The sequence below is a fragment of the Flavobacterium restrictum genome (assembly GCF_007097245.1).
Taxonomy (GTDB): domain Bacteria; phylum Bacteroidota; class Bacteroidia; order Flavobacteriales; family Flavobacteriaceae; genus Flavobacterium; species Flavobacterium restrictum.
This window is the reverse complement of record NZ_VJZT01000002.1, coordinates 231,304-248,519: the sequence shown is the minus strand read 5'-3', so window position 1 is coordinate 248,519 and position 17,216 is coordinate 231,304. Positions and strand designations below refer to the sequence as shown.

The following is a 17,216-nucleotide window of genomic DNA, read 5'->3' as shown; positions in this document are numbered from 1 at the left end:
ATTATGAGTAATTTTATTCTTGCAGGATTATTTACAGAGGGAACAACTGATGTTAGATTTTTATCAAGTATTGTTGAACGAACTTTATTAGATATAGCTTTTGAATGTACTGGAGATATCGAAACTGAATTAGAAATTATAAGTTCGAAAAAACAGGAATGAGTTTTATAGATCAAATACTAGAAGCTTCAAAGATAGGTTATGAAAAATACAGTATGCTGATTTTATTTGTCCATACAGATTCCGATGATATTAATGATACTTTGGTTTTTGAATCTAAAATAATTCCTGCTCAAAAAAAAATAGCTGCACAAGATGAGGCTATTTTTTGTAAACATATAATAGCAATTGTTCCAATTCAGATGACGGAATCCTGGATGCTTGCGGACACTCAACTTATAAAAGATGAAATTGGTATAGATAAAACAGACGGAGAATTAGGATTAAATTCAAATCCTGAAACAATAAATAATCCTAAAAAATTGATTCAAGAGATTATTCGTTTGTCAAAATTAGATTTGACTAAAAGAAGAAGAGGTAAAGGTTTAGATATTTCAGATTTATATCAAATCATTGGTCAAAAAATTGAGTTAAATAAATTGCCTTCTTACCTTAAATTTAAGGGGTCTTTGATAGAAAAACTTCGAGAGTTGAACTTTTATCACAAATAATTTTGAAAACAGTAATTCAAAGGGTTTCTTCCGCCTCTGTAACCATCGATTCTAAAATGGTAGCCGAAATCCAAAACGGATTACTAGTTTTAGTTGGGATTGTTGACGCCGATACACAAGAAGACATCGATTGGTTGTGCCAAAAAATCGTGAGTCTTCGCATTTTTGGAGATGAAAATCATGTAATGAATCTTTCCGTAAAAGATAGTGGTGGCGATGTTATTGTGGTTTCCCAATTTACCCTTCAAGCCTTGACCAAAAAAGGCAATCGTCCCTCGTATATCAAAGCATCCAAACCCGAAATTGCTATTCCCATCTACGAGAATTTTGTTCAAAAATTAGAAAAAGAATTGGGTAAAAAGATCCAAACTGGAGTTTTTGGAGCGGATATGAAAGTACTGCTTTTGAACGATGGCCCAGTAACAATTATTATTGATAGTAAAAATAAAGAATAGTTTATTGTTTATTGTGCGATTTAATCTATTTTTGAGAACCACGAATTAAGAATATCCAAAAACAAAAATGTTATTGCCCAATTGCCTGCGATTGGTTTTTTTGTGCCCTTTTATTTGGTAAATTATTCACACTTTCACAAACCTTCATGAAGATTAAATCCCTATTTTTAGTACTAACTATTTGTATTTCGATTGCAGTCCAAGCCCAAAAAAGTGAATACAATGCGCAATCAATTTCGGATAGTCTTAAAGAAAACGCCAATGCTGTGGTGCGTTTGAATCAAATTGATATTCTAATTGCCTCACAACGAAGCATGACTATCAAAACCAAAAGAGTTATTACAGTCCTTAATGAAAAAGGGTTGCGTGCTATTGATGCAATTGAATGGTATAATAAATCGACCACAGTTAGAAGCATCGAAGCGATTGTTTATGATGGTTTGGGTAATGAAATCAAAAAAATAAAGCGCAAAGATTTTAAAGATCAAAGTGCCGTTAGCGGTAGCACTCTTTTTTCTGAAAACCGCTACGTTTTTTTAGATTACACGCCAATTGTTTATCCATTTACATTAATTTATGAAAGCGAAGTACAAACTTCAACTACTGCTTTTATACCTGAATGGAAACCTTTGACGGACTATTTTTTGAGTGTCGAAAAAAGCATTTTGAATGTAAATTGTCCTTCAAATCTTGGTTTTAAAAAGAAAGAAGCTAATTTTTCTGATTTTAAAATAGTAAAATCTACGGATACACCAACGCAACTTTCGTATACGGCTACCCATATTTTAGCTCAAAAAAGAGAAGAGTACAGTCCGGATTTTGATGTCATTTTCCCTGTAGTTACTATGGGATTAGAGTATTTTAACCTAGAAGGAGTAGATGGAAATGCCAAGACTTGGAAAGAGTATGGGCAATGGTTTTCGGAAAAGATTTTATCTGGAACCGATGATTTATCAGCCGAAACCAAGACCAAAATTAGAACACTCGTAGGAAATGAAACCGATCCAATCAAGAAAGCCAGAATTGTATATCATTATGTACAGGAAAAAACGCGGTATATTTTTATACATGTGGGCATTGGCGGTTGGAAACCCATGCCCGCCAGTGATGTGGATCGGCTAGGATATGGCGACTGCAAAGCGCTCTCTAATTACACCAAAGCCTTGCTCGAAGCGGTCGACGTGCCTGCCTATTACACCGAGTTGTATGGCGATGAGGACAAAATGGATATTAAATCTGATTTTGTTTCTATTCAAGGAAATCACGTTATTTTATGTGTTCCTAACAAGGATAAATATCTTTTTTTAGAATGTACGAGTCAAGATATTCCTTTTGGCTACCAAGCTAATTTTACCGATGATAGAAATGTTATTGTCATGAAACCTGACGGCGGCGAAATCATTAGAACCAAAATATATGATGATACCGATAATACCAAAAGTAGCAAAGGCAGTTATACAGTTGCCCCTGATGGAACGCTTTCGGGGACAGTTACCATGGTTTCTGAAGGGACTCGATACGGTAGGAAATATTATTTAGAGAAAATGCAACCTACCGATCAGGAAAAGCATTACAAAGAGTATTGGGACAATATCAATAATTTAAAAATTGATAAATTGGCATTTGTAAACGATAAAGAAGCGATTCGCTTTACCGAAAACGTAGCTATAAGTGCGGTCAATTATGGAACAATAGCCAACAACAAAATGATGGTTCCTGTCAATGCTTTTACCCAATATACTGGAAGTGTAAAAAGAATTAGAAATAGAAAAACCCCTTTTGAAATTGCAAGAGGTTCTGCTGATTCCGATGAAATAAAGGTGGTTTTGCCAGCAGGATTTTCAGTAGAATTTTTGCCTGCTAATTTTGAATCAAAAACTAAATTTGGTTCCTACACTACCGAAATTATTAAGAAAGACGACAACAACTTGATTTACAAAAGAACTCTTTTTGTAAAAAGTGGTTTGTATGCAAACAAAGACTACGATGAATACCGCTTGTTTATGGAACAAGTCAACCGCAATGATAACGCCAAAATTATACTAACCAAAAACTAATACCAATGTCATTAAATAAATCCGTATTATTACTATTGTTGTTGTCGGTTTGTTTACAATCGAATGCACAAGAATTCAAATTAGGAAAAGTTTCTATTGCCGAATTGCAACAAAAGCAACATCCAAAAGATACTACTGCGGTAGCGGCAATATTGTTCGAAAAGGGGGAAGTTCATTTTGAATTCACCCAAGATAACGGATTTACCATGGTTACCGAAGTGGCTACACGTATTAAAATTTACAAAAAAGAAGGGTATGATTTTTCTAATCAAAAGGTGGCGTATTACATTGGAGGCAGTACAAAAGAGAACGTTTCCTTTACGGATGCTGCAACTTATAATTTGGTTGATGGCAAAATAGAAAAAACAAAGCTTAAAAGTGATGGGGAGTTTAACGAAAAAGTAAACCGTTATTGGGGACAAGTAAAAATTGCTTTGCCAAATGTAAAAGTAGGATCAGTAATCGAGTTTAAATACACAGTGAAATCCTCTCGATATGGCTCCCTGCAAGATTGGCAATTTCAAAATTCGATTCCAGTAAACTACTCTGAATTTAAAACCTATATCCCTGAATATTATTCATACAAACCGAGTATGAAAGGATTTATTACGCCTAAAGTAACCGAGGAAAAAAAGCAAAAAACAATAAATTATAGTTACAGAGAACCTGCTGAACCAGGAAGTGCAATAACTACGTCTTCCTCGCAGGAAAAACTTGAATTTCAAGAAACTAAAACTACGTATGTGGCGGAGAACTTGCCCGCACTCAAGGAAGAAGCCTTTGTGAATAACATCAATAACTACGCATCAAGTGTTTCTCATGAATTATCGGTTATTAAATACCCTAACCGTCCGTATGAATATTATTCGACTGATTGGGCAGCGGTGACCAAAACGATTTACGACTACGATGATTTTGGACCAGAACTCAACAAAACTGGATATTTTGAAGATGATTTAAAAATCGTTCTTGCAGGATTGAACACCACCGATGAAAAAATTTCGGCATTATTGAATTATGTAAAAAACGCTGTTAAATGGAATGATTATACTGGCTACAGTTGTAACGATGGGGTAAAAAAAGCCTACAAAGATAAAACCGGAAATGTTGCCGAAATCAACTTAATGCTCACCGCAATGCTGCGTTATGCGGGTTTAACAGCAAACCCAGTTTTAGTTAGTACGCGCTCGAATGGGATTGCATTATTCCCCAATCGTACCGCTTTTAATTATGTTATTGCGGCAGTCGAGACTCCGCAGGGAGTCGTATTATTAGACGCTACAGATAAATTTGCTATGCCCAATGTCTTGCCTTTTAGAGCCTTAAATTGGGTGGGACGATTGATCCGAAAAGATGGTACCTCCCAAGAAATAGATTTAATGCCTAAAGTAGCCTCAATGGATACTATTGCCATGAACTATACTGTTGATGCCAATGGCCAAATATCGGGTAAATTACGAGAACAAAAAACAGATCATGAAGCCTTACTTTTTAGGAAAAATGCCGATGCAGTTACAGCAGATATGTATCTAGAAAAATTAGAAAATGAGTATAAAAAAATAGAAATTTCGGATTATGTGAGAGCTAATGAAAAGGAACTACAATTACCTGTTTCCGAAACTTTTGCTTTTAAAGGAGCCAATCTATGCGAGATCATTGGAGGGAAAATCTATATAAGTCCCCTATTATTTTTTGCCAAAGAGCAAAATCCATTCAAACAAGAAGTTCGGGAATATCCAGTAGATTTTGGGTATCCTTTCCTAGAGAAATATGCTATAAATATCACCATTCCGGACGGTTATGAAGTAGAGACTTTGCCCGTAGCAGCGATTCTAAAAATGCAAGATGATTTAGGCGCTTTCAAATTCATGACCAATGTATCTGGGAATATCATTCAAATAGCCATGACGCACCAAATTAACACTCCCATTATTTCTTCGGAATATTATCCCATGTTGAAAGATTATTACCAAGGAATGCTTGCCAAACAAAGTGAAAAAATAATCTTAAAAAAAATATAACAGATGCATTTTAGTAAAACCACCTCCGTTTTTTTCTTTCTTCTTTTAAGTATAATTAGCAATGCTCAAAATTTCGAATTGGGCAAAGTTACCGTTGCAGAGTTACAAGAAAAAAGCCATCCCAAAGATAGCTCCGCAGTAGCAGCAATTTTGTTTAAAAAAGGAGAATCACGATATGAATATAAAAAAGATGAAGGATTTATAAAAATTACGGATGTTGTAGCCAGAATTAAAATTTACAAGAAAGAAGGATACGATTGGGCTACCGAAATTGTTAGTTATTCTATTCGAGAGGATTCCAAGGAAAGTGTTTCGTTTTCGGATGCTGTGACTTATAATTTAAATGGTGGAAAAATAGAAAAGACCTCTTTGAAATCGGATGGTATATTTGATCAAAAAGTGAATAAGTATCGTGCCGAAAAAAAAATAACAATGCCTAATGTAAAGGAAGGATCGGTTCTAGAATTTAAATATTCTATTCGTAGTCAAAACATTGGTATTAGTAGAAATTGGGATTTTCAAACTACAATTCCAGTTAATTTTTCGGAGTACAAAACTTTTGTGCCAGAGTATTATGTGTTTAATACCAATCAAAAAGGGTTTTTATTTCCAGTAGTAACCGCAGAGCATAAACAAAAATCAGTTAAATTTATGCAAATGGAACGAGCTGACCCAGGATGGAGTTCAAGTAATACTAATACAAGTTTCTACACGTCATCCTTAACGTATTTAGAAAATAAAACGACCTATGTTTTAGAAAATGTACCTGCTTTAAAAACAGAGGCTTACGTAAATAATATTGATAATTATACAGCAAGTTTAGTTGAAGAATTGTCTATGACCCAGTATCCTAACCAACCGTTAAAAAAGTATTCAACGGATTGGAAATCATTAGTAAAAACAATTTATAAGTTTGATGATTTTGGGGAAGAGCTTGATAATACAAGTTATTTTGAGGATGATTTTAAAGCATTGCTTGCTGGTTTAAATTCTCCCGAAGAAAAAATTATGGCTATTTTTAAATTTGTAAAATCCAATATAAAGTGGGATGGTTATTATGGATTTTATTGTAATGATGGTGTAAAAAAAGCCTATAAAAATAAAACAGGAAATGTAGCCGAAATTAACTTGATGCTTACTGCCATGTTGCGTTATGCTGGTTTGCAAGCGAATCCAGTGCTAATAAGTACACGTGCAAATGGAATTGCTTTGTTTCCAAATTTGAATGCTTTTGATTATGTTATTGCCGCAGTCGAAACTACGGATGGTATTATTTTATTGGATGCTACAGAGAAATATGCTTCACCCAATATATTGCCTACCAGGGATTTAAACTGGATTGGTCGATTGATTCGGAAAGACGAAACTTCATTGGAAGTGAATTTAACACCAACAACTGTTTCAAAAGAAATTGTAAATATGAATTTTGGTGTTGATAAAAATGGAATTATTACCGGAAAAATTAGAAATCAACTCTCTGATCACGAGGCACTGACTTTCAGAAAACGTAATTTACTGACATTGAAAGATGCTTATCTTGAGGAATTAGAAAACAAAAACAATGGTATAGAAGTCGGTGATTACGTTCGGGATAACGAAACGGATTTAAGCAGTCCAATTGTAGAATCATACACTTTTAAAGACACCAAAAGTTTTGAAAACATCAATAACAAAATTTATATAGCACCGTTGTTGTTTTTTGCTACCAAAGAAAATCCATTCAAACAAGAGGTTAGGGAGTATCCTATTGATTTTAATTACCCAAAACAAACCAAATTTAATATCAATATTGAACTGCCCGAGGGATATGTTGTAGAATCATTGCCTGCTCCTATGAATGTGGCCACAGCGGATGATATTGCAGCTTTTAAGTACATCATTGCCAATGCGGGTAATAAAATTCAGGTTCAGGCTACATTAGACCTGAAGAAAGTTATCGTTGCCGCCGATTATTACCAAGTAATTAAAGATTTTTTCCAGCAAGTGGTTACTAAACAAAACGAAAAAATAGTTTTAGTAAAAAAATAAATACAACTATGTTTTTCAAAACAATCCGTTTAGTGTTTTTTGTGCTGCTGTTTTTTGCCAATGCAACAGCGCAAAATCAGGAGTTAGGCAAAGTTTCTATGGCCGAATTAGAAAGTAAAGTCCATCCAAACGATACTACTGCTGTGGCTGCAATCTTGTTCAATAAGGCAAAAACTGTTTTTGTATATGATATAAGAAATGGGTTTTCGGTAGTTCATGAATTTCAAATCAGAATAAAAATTTATAAAAAGGAAGGCTTGAGTTGGGCTAATTTTACTGTTCCGTATTATGTAGGTTACGAAAATGATAAGAAAGATGTGGTAGAATTTTCGAATGGAATGACTTATAATCTTGAAAATAAAACGGTAGTAAAAACAAAGCTGACTAACGAGGGAACTTTCAAGCAAAATGTAAATAAATATTGGAATGAAGCCACTATTGTATTGCCTAATGTAAAGGTAGGATCGGTTATTGAATTCAAATACACCTTAAAATCAGCTAATATTACCAAGTTTCCTGTTTTTAATGTGCAATACGATATTCCTGTTGATTATTTTGAATACAACTCAAAAACGCCTGAATTTTTTATTTACAAACCTATTCTAAAAGGGTTTGTAGCGGTCAAAAATGAAATGAAACTCGAGAATGGAAGCCAAAATTACGAGGATAAATTCAATGCTACCGTCAATATGTATTATAAGCAAATAAATTCCATGTTTACTGCCGAGAATGTTCCCGCACTGATAGGCGAGAATTATGTAGACAACATAAAAAACTATAGATCCTACATCAATTATGAATTAGAACGAACTCGTTTTCCAGAGGAACCCGTCAAGGACTATTCCATAACTTGGGAAGGTGTAGCAAAAACAATTTATAAGGAAGACGATTTTGGCAAAGAGCTCAACGAACATGCTTATCTGGAGCAAGATGTACGAGCAATTTTGAAGGACGCCACCACTCCCGAAGAGAAAATGGACATCATTTTTAAGTTTGTCCAAAATAAAATGAATTGGAACAATGATTATGGCTTTTATACAGACAAAGGTGTCAAAAAAGCCTATTTAGACCGAACTGGGAATGTAGCCGAGATTAACTTTATTTTGATTGCAATGCTCAAATTAGCAGGTATTAAAGCTAATCCAGTATTGACCTGTACCGTAGATCGTGGTATTCCAACCTATCCCAACCGAACGATTTTTAATTATGTTATCGCCGCCGTTCAAATTGATGACAAACAAATTTTGTTAGACGCAACCAATAAATTCACCTCACCTAATATCTTGCCTTTGCCAGTTCTTAATTGGACAGGACGGCTCATAGAACAAGACGGTAATTCGGCTGAAATTAATTTATATCCCAGTTTACCTTCCAGAAAAAACTACAGTTTGTTACTGAATATTGATGCTAATGGCAAAATGGCAGGCAAAATCCGAATTCAAAGAAAAGATTATGATGCCTTGCGTTTTAGAGAAGAAAATGCAAGAATGAATAAAGATAATTATCTTGAAAAAATAGAGAATGATTGGAACGGCGTTGACATCAGCGACTATAGTATTGAGAATACGGCGACTGATTTTTCCAAACCAGTTACCGAGACTTTTACTTTCAGTACCGAAAAACATTCTGATATAATTAATGGCAAAATGTACATTAATCCCATGTTGTTTTTTACTACGACTGTAAATCCGTTTGTGCAAGAAAAACGTGTAATGCCTATTTATTTTCAATATCCAAAACTGGAAAAGTTTTCCATAAATTTTGAAATTCCGGAGGGATTTGCAATAGAATCAATGCCAAAAGGGATCAAAATTGTCACACCAGATTCGGTTGCTTCCTTTTCGTTGGATACGCTTTTAGTAGGAAACAAAATTCAAATTCAGGTCAGCATGGAGCTAAATAAGGCAATCGTATCAGCAGATTATTATGATGCGCTGAAAGATTTTTTTCAAAAAATAATTGAAAAAGAAAAGGAGCAAATTGTGTTGAAAAAGAGGTAATAATATGAAAGCTAAATTATATATTGTTTTGTTATTGATCATTGCTATTGTGAATACATATGCTCAAAAGTTTGAATTAGGAAAGGTTTCTGTTGCAGAATTGAACGAAAAAAAACATCCAATAGATTCAAGTGCAGTCGCAGCAGTGCTGTTCAAAAGAGGAAAGACTTTTTTTACCTACACGAATGCAACGGGCTTTACTGCTAATCACGAGTGTGAATTTAGGATAAAAATTTATAGTCTTGAAGGCTTAAGTTGGGCCAATCAAAAAGTTTCGTATTACGTTGGGTATGAAAATTTGAATGATGATAAAGTTCGGTTTTCGAGTGCGGTAACTTATAATCTTGAAGATGGAAAAATTGTGAAAACAAAGTTAAATAACGAAGGTAATTTTAAAACCAAAATAAATAAATATTGGAATCAGGCTACTATTACTTTACCAAATGTAAAAATAGGGTCGGTTATAGAGTTTAAATATGTTTTAGAATCAGAGAATTTAGTTCGGTTTCCAGATTTTGATTTTCAATATGATATTCCAGTTAATTTTTTTGAATACAAAACCGAAATTCCAGAATATTTCATTTACAACTCATTACTTAAAGGGAGTCAGGAAATTGAAACGAAAATGGAAGTTGTAGATAGTAAGAAAGAATATGCTCTAGGGTATAAACAAAATAACAGCTTGTATAGTTCCAAAAATATTCCAGCACTTAATAAAGAAGAATTTGTAGATAATATTGATAATTATCTAGGGGCAATACAAAATGAGTTAGAAACAAAAAGATTTCCTGATATGCCAGTTGTTGATTATGCGCGAACATGGGAGGGAGTTGCAGCAACAATTTATAAAAATAAAAATTTTGGGGATGAGATTAAGATTAGGAATTATTATTCAAAAGATTTAAATGGATTGTTACTACATATAAATACACCTGTAGAACGTTTAAATGTTATTTTTAAGTATGTTCAAAATAAAATGAATTGGAACAAAGTAATGGGATATTATGCTGATAAAGGTGTTGAAAAAGCTTATGAGTCAAAAACAGGTAATGTTGCCGAAATAAATTTTATGCTGATTTCAATGTTAAAAACTGCTGGAATTATAGCAAATCCAGTTTTAGTTAGCACCATTGAAAATGGCATTCCTGTATTTCCTAACAGAACAGTTTTTAATTATGTTATTGCTGTTGCTGAAATTGACGGTCAGAAAATTTTATTAGACATAACAAATAAATTTACAACATCAAATGTCTTGCCGTTAAATCTTTTAAATTGGCAAGGAAGGCTTATTAAAGAGGATGGCTCTTCAAAGGAAATTGATTTAATTCCTGCTATAGTTTCAGAGGATCATTACAATATAAAAGCAACTATACAACCTGATTTAAGAATTATTGAAGGGCTCCTTACTGTAAAAAGAACAGATTATTCTGCTTTTAATTTTAGAGAAACAAATGGTGATAAAAGTAAGGATATCTATTTGGAATATTTAGAAAACAATTTAAACAAAATTGAAATTACAGATTATTTTATAGATAATAAAAGTCAAGATTTGGCAAAGCCAGTATTTGAAAGTTTTAATTTTAAATGGGATCATTCATATGATAATATTGCAGGAAAGCTATTCCTGAATCCAATACTTTTTTTTACAGTTACTACCAATCCATTTCGTCAGGAAGTAAGACAAATGCCTATTTATTTTGGATACCCTCATCGGTATATTTATACGGTCTCTTTAAAAGTCCCACATGGATATAGTATTGAATCGTTGCCAGCGTCAATTAGGATTGTTACAGAAAACAAAGAAGCATCCTATGTGATGAATGTAAATAGTGAAAAGGATACAGTAAATATTGAAGTGGTAAAAGAAATAAATAAAGCTATTTTTGCAGCCGAAGACTACGATATGCTTAAAAATTATTTTCAGCAAGTAATTGCCAAACAAAATGAAAAAATTGTGTTGAAAAAGATCTAAATTTTCTACCTTCAACAACCCCGAAAGGGTTAAACTAATAAAAAAACTAAATCCCATGAACCTAAAAAACGCACAACTCGACGTAGATACTTGGATCAAAGAACACGGTGTTCGCTACTTTAACGAATTGACCAATATGGCGCAACTTACAGAAGAAGTAGGTGAAGTAGCCCGAATTATTGCCCGACGTTACGGGGAACAATCCGAAAAAGAAAGCGATAAAAACAAAGACCTTGGCGAAGAACTGGCCGATGTTGTGTTTGTGGTTTTGTGTCTAGCGAACCAAACTGGAATTGATTTGCAAGCCGCTTTTGACCAAAAAATGGATTTGAAGTCCATTCGGGACAAAGACCGTCACAAAAACAACGACAAATTGAAGTAATTTATAGTTTATAAATTATGAATTATAAATGCGGAGTGGTAAATTGCGCCTTTAAATTAATTTACAATTCAAAAAAAATGAATTTACTTTTAACCACTAGTTCACCATTCACAATAGACAATTTACAAGTAAACATAACAGGTTCAAAAAGCGAAACCAATCGATTATTGCTCCTGCAAGCCTTATACCCCAATATTGCTTTGGCAAATACGTCTAATTCAGATGATTCCGAAGTGATGCAAAAAGCACTAGCCATCAACCACCAAGCACCAACCACTAACCAAATTGTGGATATTCATCATGCTGGTACGGCAATGCGTTTTCTTACCGCTTATTTTGCAGGAAGCGAAGGGCGAGAAATAGTCCTTACAGGCTCGCAACGTATGACCGAGCGTCCCATACAAGTTTTGGTCGAAGCCTTACAACAATTAGGGGCTCACATCACGTATGAAAATCAAGTAGGCTATCCGCCCATTCGAATTAAAGGGCAAAAAATAACGGCAAACAAAGTCTCTATTCCTGCTAATGTAAGCAGTCAGTACATATCGGCATTGCTGTTAATCGCTCCAAAACTAGAAAACGGAATCGAATTGACTTTGGTTGGCGAAATCACCTCGGTGCCTTATATCAAAATGACTTTGGCTTTGCTTAACGATTTGGATATTCAAACCAGTTTTGAAGGAAATATGATCAAAATATATCCCCAACAAGCAGTAGCTACCAAGACCATGACCGTAGAATCCGATTGGAGCTCGGCTTCTTATTTTTTTAGTTTAGTAGCTTTGTCTGACCAGGCTAGCATTTCGTTAACAAGTTACAAGCCTACAAGCTTGCAAGGCGATTCGGCTTTGGTTGGTATTTATGCACAAATGGGTGTGACGACTCATTTTGACGAAAACAAAATGACATTGGTCAAACAACCTGATTTCAAGCTAGAAACTTTAAATTTAGAACTCAACAACACCCCGGATATTGCTCAAACCATAGTAGTGACTTGTCTTGGATTAGGAATAGGATGCCACTTAACGGGATTGCATACCTTGAAAATCAAAGAAACGGATAGGCTCGAAGCACTACGAATTGAATTGACTAAACTAGGCGCAAACATTATGGTAACGAATGATAGTTTGACACTTGTAGCTTCAAACGCAATTAATCCAAATGTAAAAATTGCCACTTATAACGATCATAGAATGGCAATGGCATTTGCACCATTAGCCTTAAAAGTGCCTATAATTATAGAAAATGCCGAAGTAGTTTCAAAATCCTACCCTGATTTTTGGACCGATATGAAAAGTTTGGGATTGCAAATTTCTGAAATATAAAACTTGGTGACTTGGCGTCTTTCCATTGAAAACGAAAATAAACAGCAAAACACTTGACAACGCCTATCTTACAATCGTATATTTGCATACTCGAATTAAAATTGTCATCCAGAGCGTAGCCGAAGGTCATAATTTATAATTCATAACTTCTAACTTTATAAGATGAAATTATCCCATTTTCAATTCAATTTACCAAAAGAACTTCTTGCCGAATATCCTGCCGAAAATAGAGATGAATCTCGTTTAATGGTAATTGATCGTAAAAAACAAACAATAGAACACAAAATGTTCAAAGATGTGATCAATTATTTTGATGATGGCGATGTTTTAATTTTGAATAATACCAAAGTTTTTCCAGCTCGTTTGTACGGTAATAAAGAAAAAACTGGCGCAAGAATCGAAGTGTTTTTGTTGCGGGAACTCAATGCCGAACAACGCCTTTGGGACGTATTAGTAGATCCAGCACGTAAAATTAGAATTGGTAACAAATTGTATTTTGGCGATGACGACTCATTAGTAGCCGAAGTAATCGACAACACGACTTCTCGTGGAAGAACATTGCGTTTCTTGTACGATGGCTCTTATGAAGAATTTAGAAATAAATTGACAGAACTGGGCGAAACACCTATTCCAAAATACATTTCAAGAGACGTAACTCCAGAAGATGCCGAAAGATACCAAACCATTTATGCCAAAGAAGAAGGAGCCGTTGCAGCACCAACTGCTGGTTTGCATTTTTCTAAACATTTATTAAAACGACTAGAAATAAAAGGAATAAAATTTGCCGAAGTAACGCTTCACGTAGGTTTAGGAACTTTCAATCCTGTTGAGGTTGAAGATTTGTCTAAACACAAAATGGATTCCGAGGAGTTGAAAATCACCCAAGAAGCTTGTGATATTGTCAACAATGCCAAAGCCAACAAAAAAAGAATTTGTACCGTAGGAACCACCTCAATGCGTGCCGTTGAAAGTTCGGTTTCGTCTCAAAACACTTTAAATCCTTTTGATGGTTGGACAAACAAATTCGTTTTTCCTCCACATGACTTTACCATTCCAACCTGCATGATAACCAACTTTCATACACCAAAATCAACGTTGTTAATGATGGTTTCTGCCTTTTGTGGACACGATTTAATGAAAAAAGCATACGAAGAAGCCATCAAGGAAGAATATAAATTTTATTCTTACGGTGATGCAATGCTCATCATTTAATAGAATAATTATACTTAAAAAATCTCGTCCTAGCGACGAGATTTTTTTTGGTCTTAAATCTGCATTAAAAACCCAATTAGGTTTTCTTTTTTGGTAAGATCTAATTTTTTTCGCAATCGGTAGCGAGCGAGTTCCACACCACCGTTAGAAATATTCATGATTTCGGCAATTTCTTTGGTCGACATATTCATCAATAAATACGTGGACAAATCGAGTTCTCGTGGCGAAATGGTGGGGTATTTCTCTTTTAATCTTTTCAAGAAATCAAAATGAACATTCTTAATGTGTTTTTCTAAATCTTTCCAACTTTTATCTGAATTCACTTCTTTTACAATGCTTTTGTTGAGTTTTGTAAATTGGGATTTAGTCGATTCGTCAAATGAGTCAGCGTTAATGTCTTTCAGTTTGTAAATAATTCCGTTTAGAATTTTATTTTTCTTGACCACTTGAAGCGAATTGTTGACAAGTTCTTTGTCTTTGGCCAAAATCTTGATCTGCAGTTTGTCGTTTTTAAGTTTTTCAATTTCTTTTTCTAAATGGTATTGCTCCTGCCTGATTCGTGATTCTTTTTCTAAATACAATCGGCGTTGTTCAATGGTTTCATAATATTTGTTTTTTCGAATTTTCATTTTTATCCGAATCCGAACATAATAAATGCCTGCGAGCACTAGTAAAATATAAAAAAAATAAGCCAAAAAATGACGGTACCAAGGCGGAGCTATCGTAAATTCAATACGAGATTCCTGGGATTGGATGCCGTAACTGTTGCGAACCTTTAGTCTCATGGTGTAATTTCCTTCTCTTAAATTGGTGTATTCCTTAAACGAAATAGTAGACCAATTACTCCATTTTTCGTCAAAATTTTCTAACTGATAGGAGAATTCTACATTTTGAAGATTTTCGTAGGTTGGCGATGAAAAAGTAAACCGAACCTGATTTGCCGAAAACGGAATGGTGCATCTTGGAACTGTATTTTGACCATTTCCCAATAGCAAAGTATTACCGGGAAAGGAAAAACTGCGAATATACGCTTTGGGTTTGGTCACAAAATGGTTGGAGGATTCCGAATCAAAATGCGCCAAACCATCGGTTAAACCAATTAAAATGTTCTTGGAGTCAATGGTGTTTATAGACATATAGTTGTTGACCAAGTTCCCCGTTAAATTAGAAAAAGGGGCAACAACATTTGAATATTTTCCGGAGCTACTACTCATTAAAACGCCCAATGATTCCTTAAAACAATACCAAATATTGCCATATTTATCCTCGATTAAGGCACTTATTTTTGGAATACTACGGAATAACGCGGACATTTTTTTATCTTCATAAAAAAGGTTTTGTTCTTTAGAATATTTAAAAAAATGGTTGTTCGTTTGGAAATATACCGTGTTTTTTAAGTATTGAATGCTTCCAATTCCAGTAGTAGCATCGGATAGTTTTTTAAATGTTTGTATGGATCTAAAGCTTTTGTAATCATTGGAAAGTACCATTTTGTATATTAAATCGTCTTTTTTTAGCCATAAATTGTTCGCATCAAGTTCAAAATTACTCGAAGATTTGTCGAAGCCCGCAACTTGGTTTCGGTATTCCCAGTTGTTTCCAGTTTTTTCAAATAAGGCAAAACCATTGTAGTTGGAACCAATTATAAAATTAGGATGATTTGGGATTTTTTTGAATCCAAAATATCCTTTGTTGTCTAGTATTTTGCTCGTTTTCGCCCCTTCAATGACCAAAGCGCCGTTGTTATTCCCGCACAACAATTGACCGTCTATGACTTGTACGTTCCAAGCTTGACCTGTTGTTCCTGCCACAAGTTCAAAGGTTTCCTCCTTGAAATTAGTATTCCATGGATGGAAAAAAACACCTTGATTTGTGGCAACATAAAGATTTCCTTTATGAATTATGGAGGCATAAACGGTGCTGATATTATGACTAAAACCAAAATAAGTAAACGGTGAATTCTCGTTGACAAATGTGATTCCGTTGTCCAGTCCCAACCAAAGATTGTTTTTACTGTCTACAAATGAAGTCAGGACGGTATTGTTTTGAAGTCCTTTTTTATCATTGATGTGTTGGATTATTTTGCCGCTCGTATCGCATATAATAATGCCGTTTAAAACCGAGTTGAGCACAATAAATTTATCCTCGATTGCCACACCGCCTAATGAACTATTTTTTTGGATAAACGCATTTGCTTCGGTTTGCCATGGGGTTAATTTTTCATTTCCGTAAACATACAATCCTTTGTTTAGCGTGCTAATCAATAATTGGTTTTTAGGCAATGAAAATATACCCCAAATTTCAGTGTTATTGAGCGCATAGGTACCTTTTAAAGGATAGAGTTTTCCGTTCGAATATTCTAGAATCCCGTTTTTAATATCCTGAATGTAAAGATGATTTTTTACCAAAAATGAAAACTGAAATCGAGTAGGGGCATTGATGGATTTGATTTTGTTGTTTTTGAAAATATACATTTTTTCAAATGACTGAAAAATAACTTCGTCTTTGTAAAGATGTATTTTCCATACAAAATCGATTATTTTGGTAGTATTCAAGTTCGTAAATTTCGATAACGAAAAATAAACTAGTTTTCCTTTTGAGTTCGATTTAAAATAACCAAACTCATTGTAACTCCCCACAAAAATTTTACCATAATGGTCAATTTTCAAACAGCGAATACTGGTGGTATTTGGCAATGCGTATTTACGCCAAGTCGCCCCATCAAATTGATACAAACCATCGTTGTTTGCAAAGTACAAATTTCCGTTTTTGTCTTGGTCTATATTCCAGTTTTGTGTACCTCCTTTATAATCGGATTTTTTATAATTACGAATGTCAGGTAGACCAATATTCTTGATTTGACACAACAGTATTTGAGTTGCTAAAAAAAAGAAAAGTAGAAGATAACGGTTTTTGTAACTCATTTTTTTGGTTTTGAGAATAGCATTTGGATTCACTGCGGAATGGCTTGATTTACTGATGGCAATACACATTTTATTTAGTTCTTTTTTTGATGAATTCCGCAATAAAAGCGAAAATAGCAGTTTTTTGATAAATGTAGGGTTGTTTTTTAGTTTTTATTCTTTGGATATA

General features: G+C 34.1%; 12 protein-coding genes. 11 read left to right on the top strand and 1 reads right to left on the bottom strand.

Annotated features, from left to right (window positions below):
- The first annotated feature begins 3 nt into the window (after positions 1-3).
- From FNW21_RS16260 to queA, 11 genes are all read left to right on the top strand, one after another.
- Positions 4-162, top strand: coding sequence for a hypothetical protein (locus FNW21_RS16260; protein ID WP_185963874.1), 159 nt, complete (start codon positions 4-6; stop codon positions 160-162).
- Positions 159-671 carry a DUF4276 family protein gene (locus FNW21_RS03190; protein ID WP_144255284.1) on the top strand — a complete coding sequence of 171 codons (513 nt, stop codon included), beginning with the start codon at positions 159-161 and terminating at the stop codon, positions 669-671. The genes FNW21_RS16260 and FNW21_RS03190 overlap by 4 nt, the downstream gene beginning before the upstream one ends.
- A gap of 2 nt (positions 672-673) precedes the next feature.
- The gene (dtd, locus tag FNW21_RS03185) at positions 674-1,126 is read left to right on the top strand and encodes a D-aminoacyl-tRNA deacylase (RefSeq protein ID WP_144255283.1); all 453 of its coding nucleotides are present in this window, start codon (positions 674-676) and stop codon (positions 1,124-1,126) included.
- A gap of 146 nt (positions 1,127-1,272) precedes the next feature.
- The gene (locus FNW21_RS03180; RefSeq protein WP_144255282.1) at positions 1,273-3,183 is read left to right on the top strand and encodes a DUF3857 domain-containing protein; all 1,911 of its coding nucleotides are present in this window, start codon (positions 1,273-1,275) and stop codon (positions 3,181-3,183) included.
- A gap of 5 nt (positions 3,184-3,188) precedes the next feature.
- Positions 3,189-5,204, top strand: coding sequence for a DUF3857 domain-containing protein (locus tag FNW21_RS03175; protein WP_144255281.1), 2,016 nt, complete (start codon positions 3,189-3,191; stop codon positions 5,202-5,204).
- 3 nt (positions 5,205-5,207) lie between these two features.
- The gene (locus FNW21_RS03170; protein ID WP_144255280.1) at positions 5,208-7,232 is read left to right on the top strand and encodes a transglutaminase domain-containing protein; all 2,025 of its coding nucleotides are present in this window, start codon (positions 5,208-5,210) and stop codon (positions 7,230-7,232) included.
- A gap of 8 nt (positions 7,233-7,240) precedes the next feature.
- Positions 7,241-9,232, top strand: coding sequence for a DUF3857 domain-containing protein (locus tag FNW21_RS03165; RefSeq protein WP_144255279.1), 1,992 nt, complete (start codon positions 7,241-7,243; stop codon positions 9,230-9,232).
- A 4-nt stretch (positions 9,233-9,236) separates the two neighbouring features.
- Positions 9,237-11,204, top strand: coding sequence for a DUF3857 domain-containing protein (locus FNW21_RS03160; protein WP_144255278.1), 1,968 nt, complete (start codon positions 9,237-9,239; stop codon positions 11,202-11,204).
- A gap of 55 nt (positions 11,205-11,259) precedes the next feature.
- Positions 11,260-11,586, top strand: a complete 327-nt coding sequence (locus FNW21_RS03155; RefSeq protein ID WP_144255277.1) for a nucleotide pyrophosphohydrolase — start codon at positions 11,260-11,262, stop codon at positions 11,584-11,586.
- A 77-nt stretch (positions 11,587-11,663) separates the two neighbouring features.
- A complete protein-coding gene (gene aroA, locus FNW21_RS03150) occupies positions 11,664-12,911 on the top strand; it encodes a 3-phosphoshikimate 1-carboxyvinyltransferase (RefSeq protein WP_144255276.1) in 1,248 nt (415 codons plus the stop codon).
- Positions 12,912-13,073: 162 nt separating this feature from the next.
- A complete protein-coding gene (gene queA, locus FNW21_RS03145) occupies positions 13,074-14,123 on the top strand; it encodes a tRNA preQ1(34) S-adenosylmethionine ribosyltransferase-isomerase QueA (RefSeq protein WP_144255275.1) in 1,050 nt (349 codons plus the stop codon).
- Between the two features lie 53 nt (positions 14,124-14,176).
- On the opposite strand, the gene FNW21_RS03140 is transcribed toward queA, so the two are convergent.
- Entirely contained in the window at positions 14,177-17,116 is a 2,940-nt protein-coding gene (locus tag FNW21_RS03140; RefSeq protein WP_235889580.1) for a triple tyrosine motif-containing protein, read from the bottom strand.
- Between the last annotated feature and the right edge of the window lie 100 nt (positions 17,117-17,216).

Coding starts and splice junctions, on each gene's coding strand:
- FNW21_RS03180 (WP_144255282.1), top strand. CDS start 1,273: ATGAAGATTAAATCCCTATTTTTAGTACTAACTATTTGTATTTCGATT.
- FNW21_RS03170 (WP_144255280.1), top strand. CDS start 5,208: ATGCATTTTAGTAAAACCACCTCCGTTTTTTTCTTTCTTCTTTTAAGT.
- FNW21_RS16260 (WP_185963874.1), top strand. CDS start 4: ATGAGTAATTTTATTCTTGCAGGATTATTTACAGAGGGAACAACTGAT.
- FNW21_RS03140 (WP_235889580.1), bottom strand. CDS start 17,116: ATGTGTATTGCCATCAGTAAATCAAGCCATTCCGCAGTGAATCCAAAT.
- FNW21_RS03155 (WP_144255277.1), top strand. CDS start 11,260: ATGAACCTAAAAAACGCACAACTCGACGTAGATACTTGGATCAAAGAA.
- FNW21_RS03175 (WP_144255281.1), top strand. CDS start 3,189: ATGTCATTAAATAAATCCGTATTATTACTATTGTTGTTGTCGGTTTGT.
- FNW21_RS03160 (WP_144255278.1), top strand. CDS start 9,237: ATGAAAGCTAAATTATATATTGTTTTGTTATTGATCATTGCTATTGTG.
- FNW21_RS03165 (WP_144255279.1), top strand. CDS start 7,241: ATGTTTTTCAAAACAATCCGTTTAGTGTTTTTTGTGCTGCTGTTTTTT.
- queA (WP_144255275.1), top strand. CDS start 13,074: ATGAAATTATCCCATTTTCAATTCAATTTACCAAAAGAACTTCTTGCC.
- FNW21_RS03190 (WP_144255284.1), top strand. CDS start 159: ATGAGTTTTATAGATCAAATACTAGAAGCTTCAAAGATAGGTTATGAA.
- aroA (WP_144255276.1), top strand. CDS start 11,664: ATGAATTTACTTTTAACCACTAGTTCACCATTCACAATAGACAATTTA.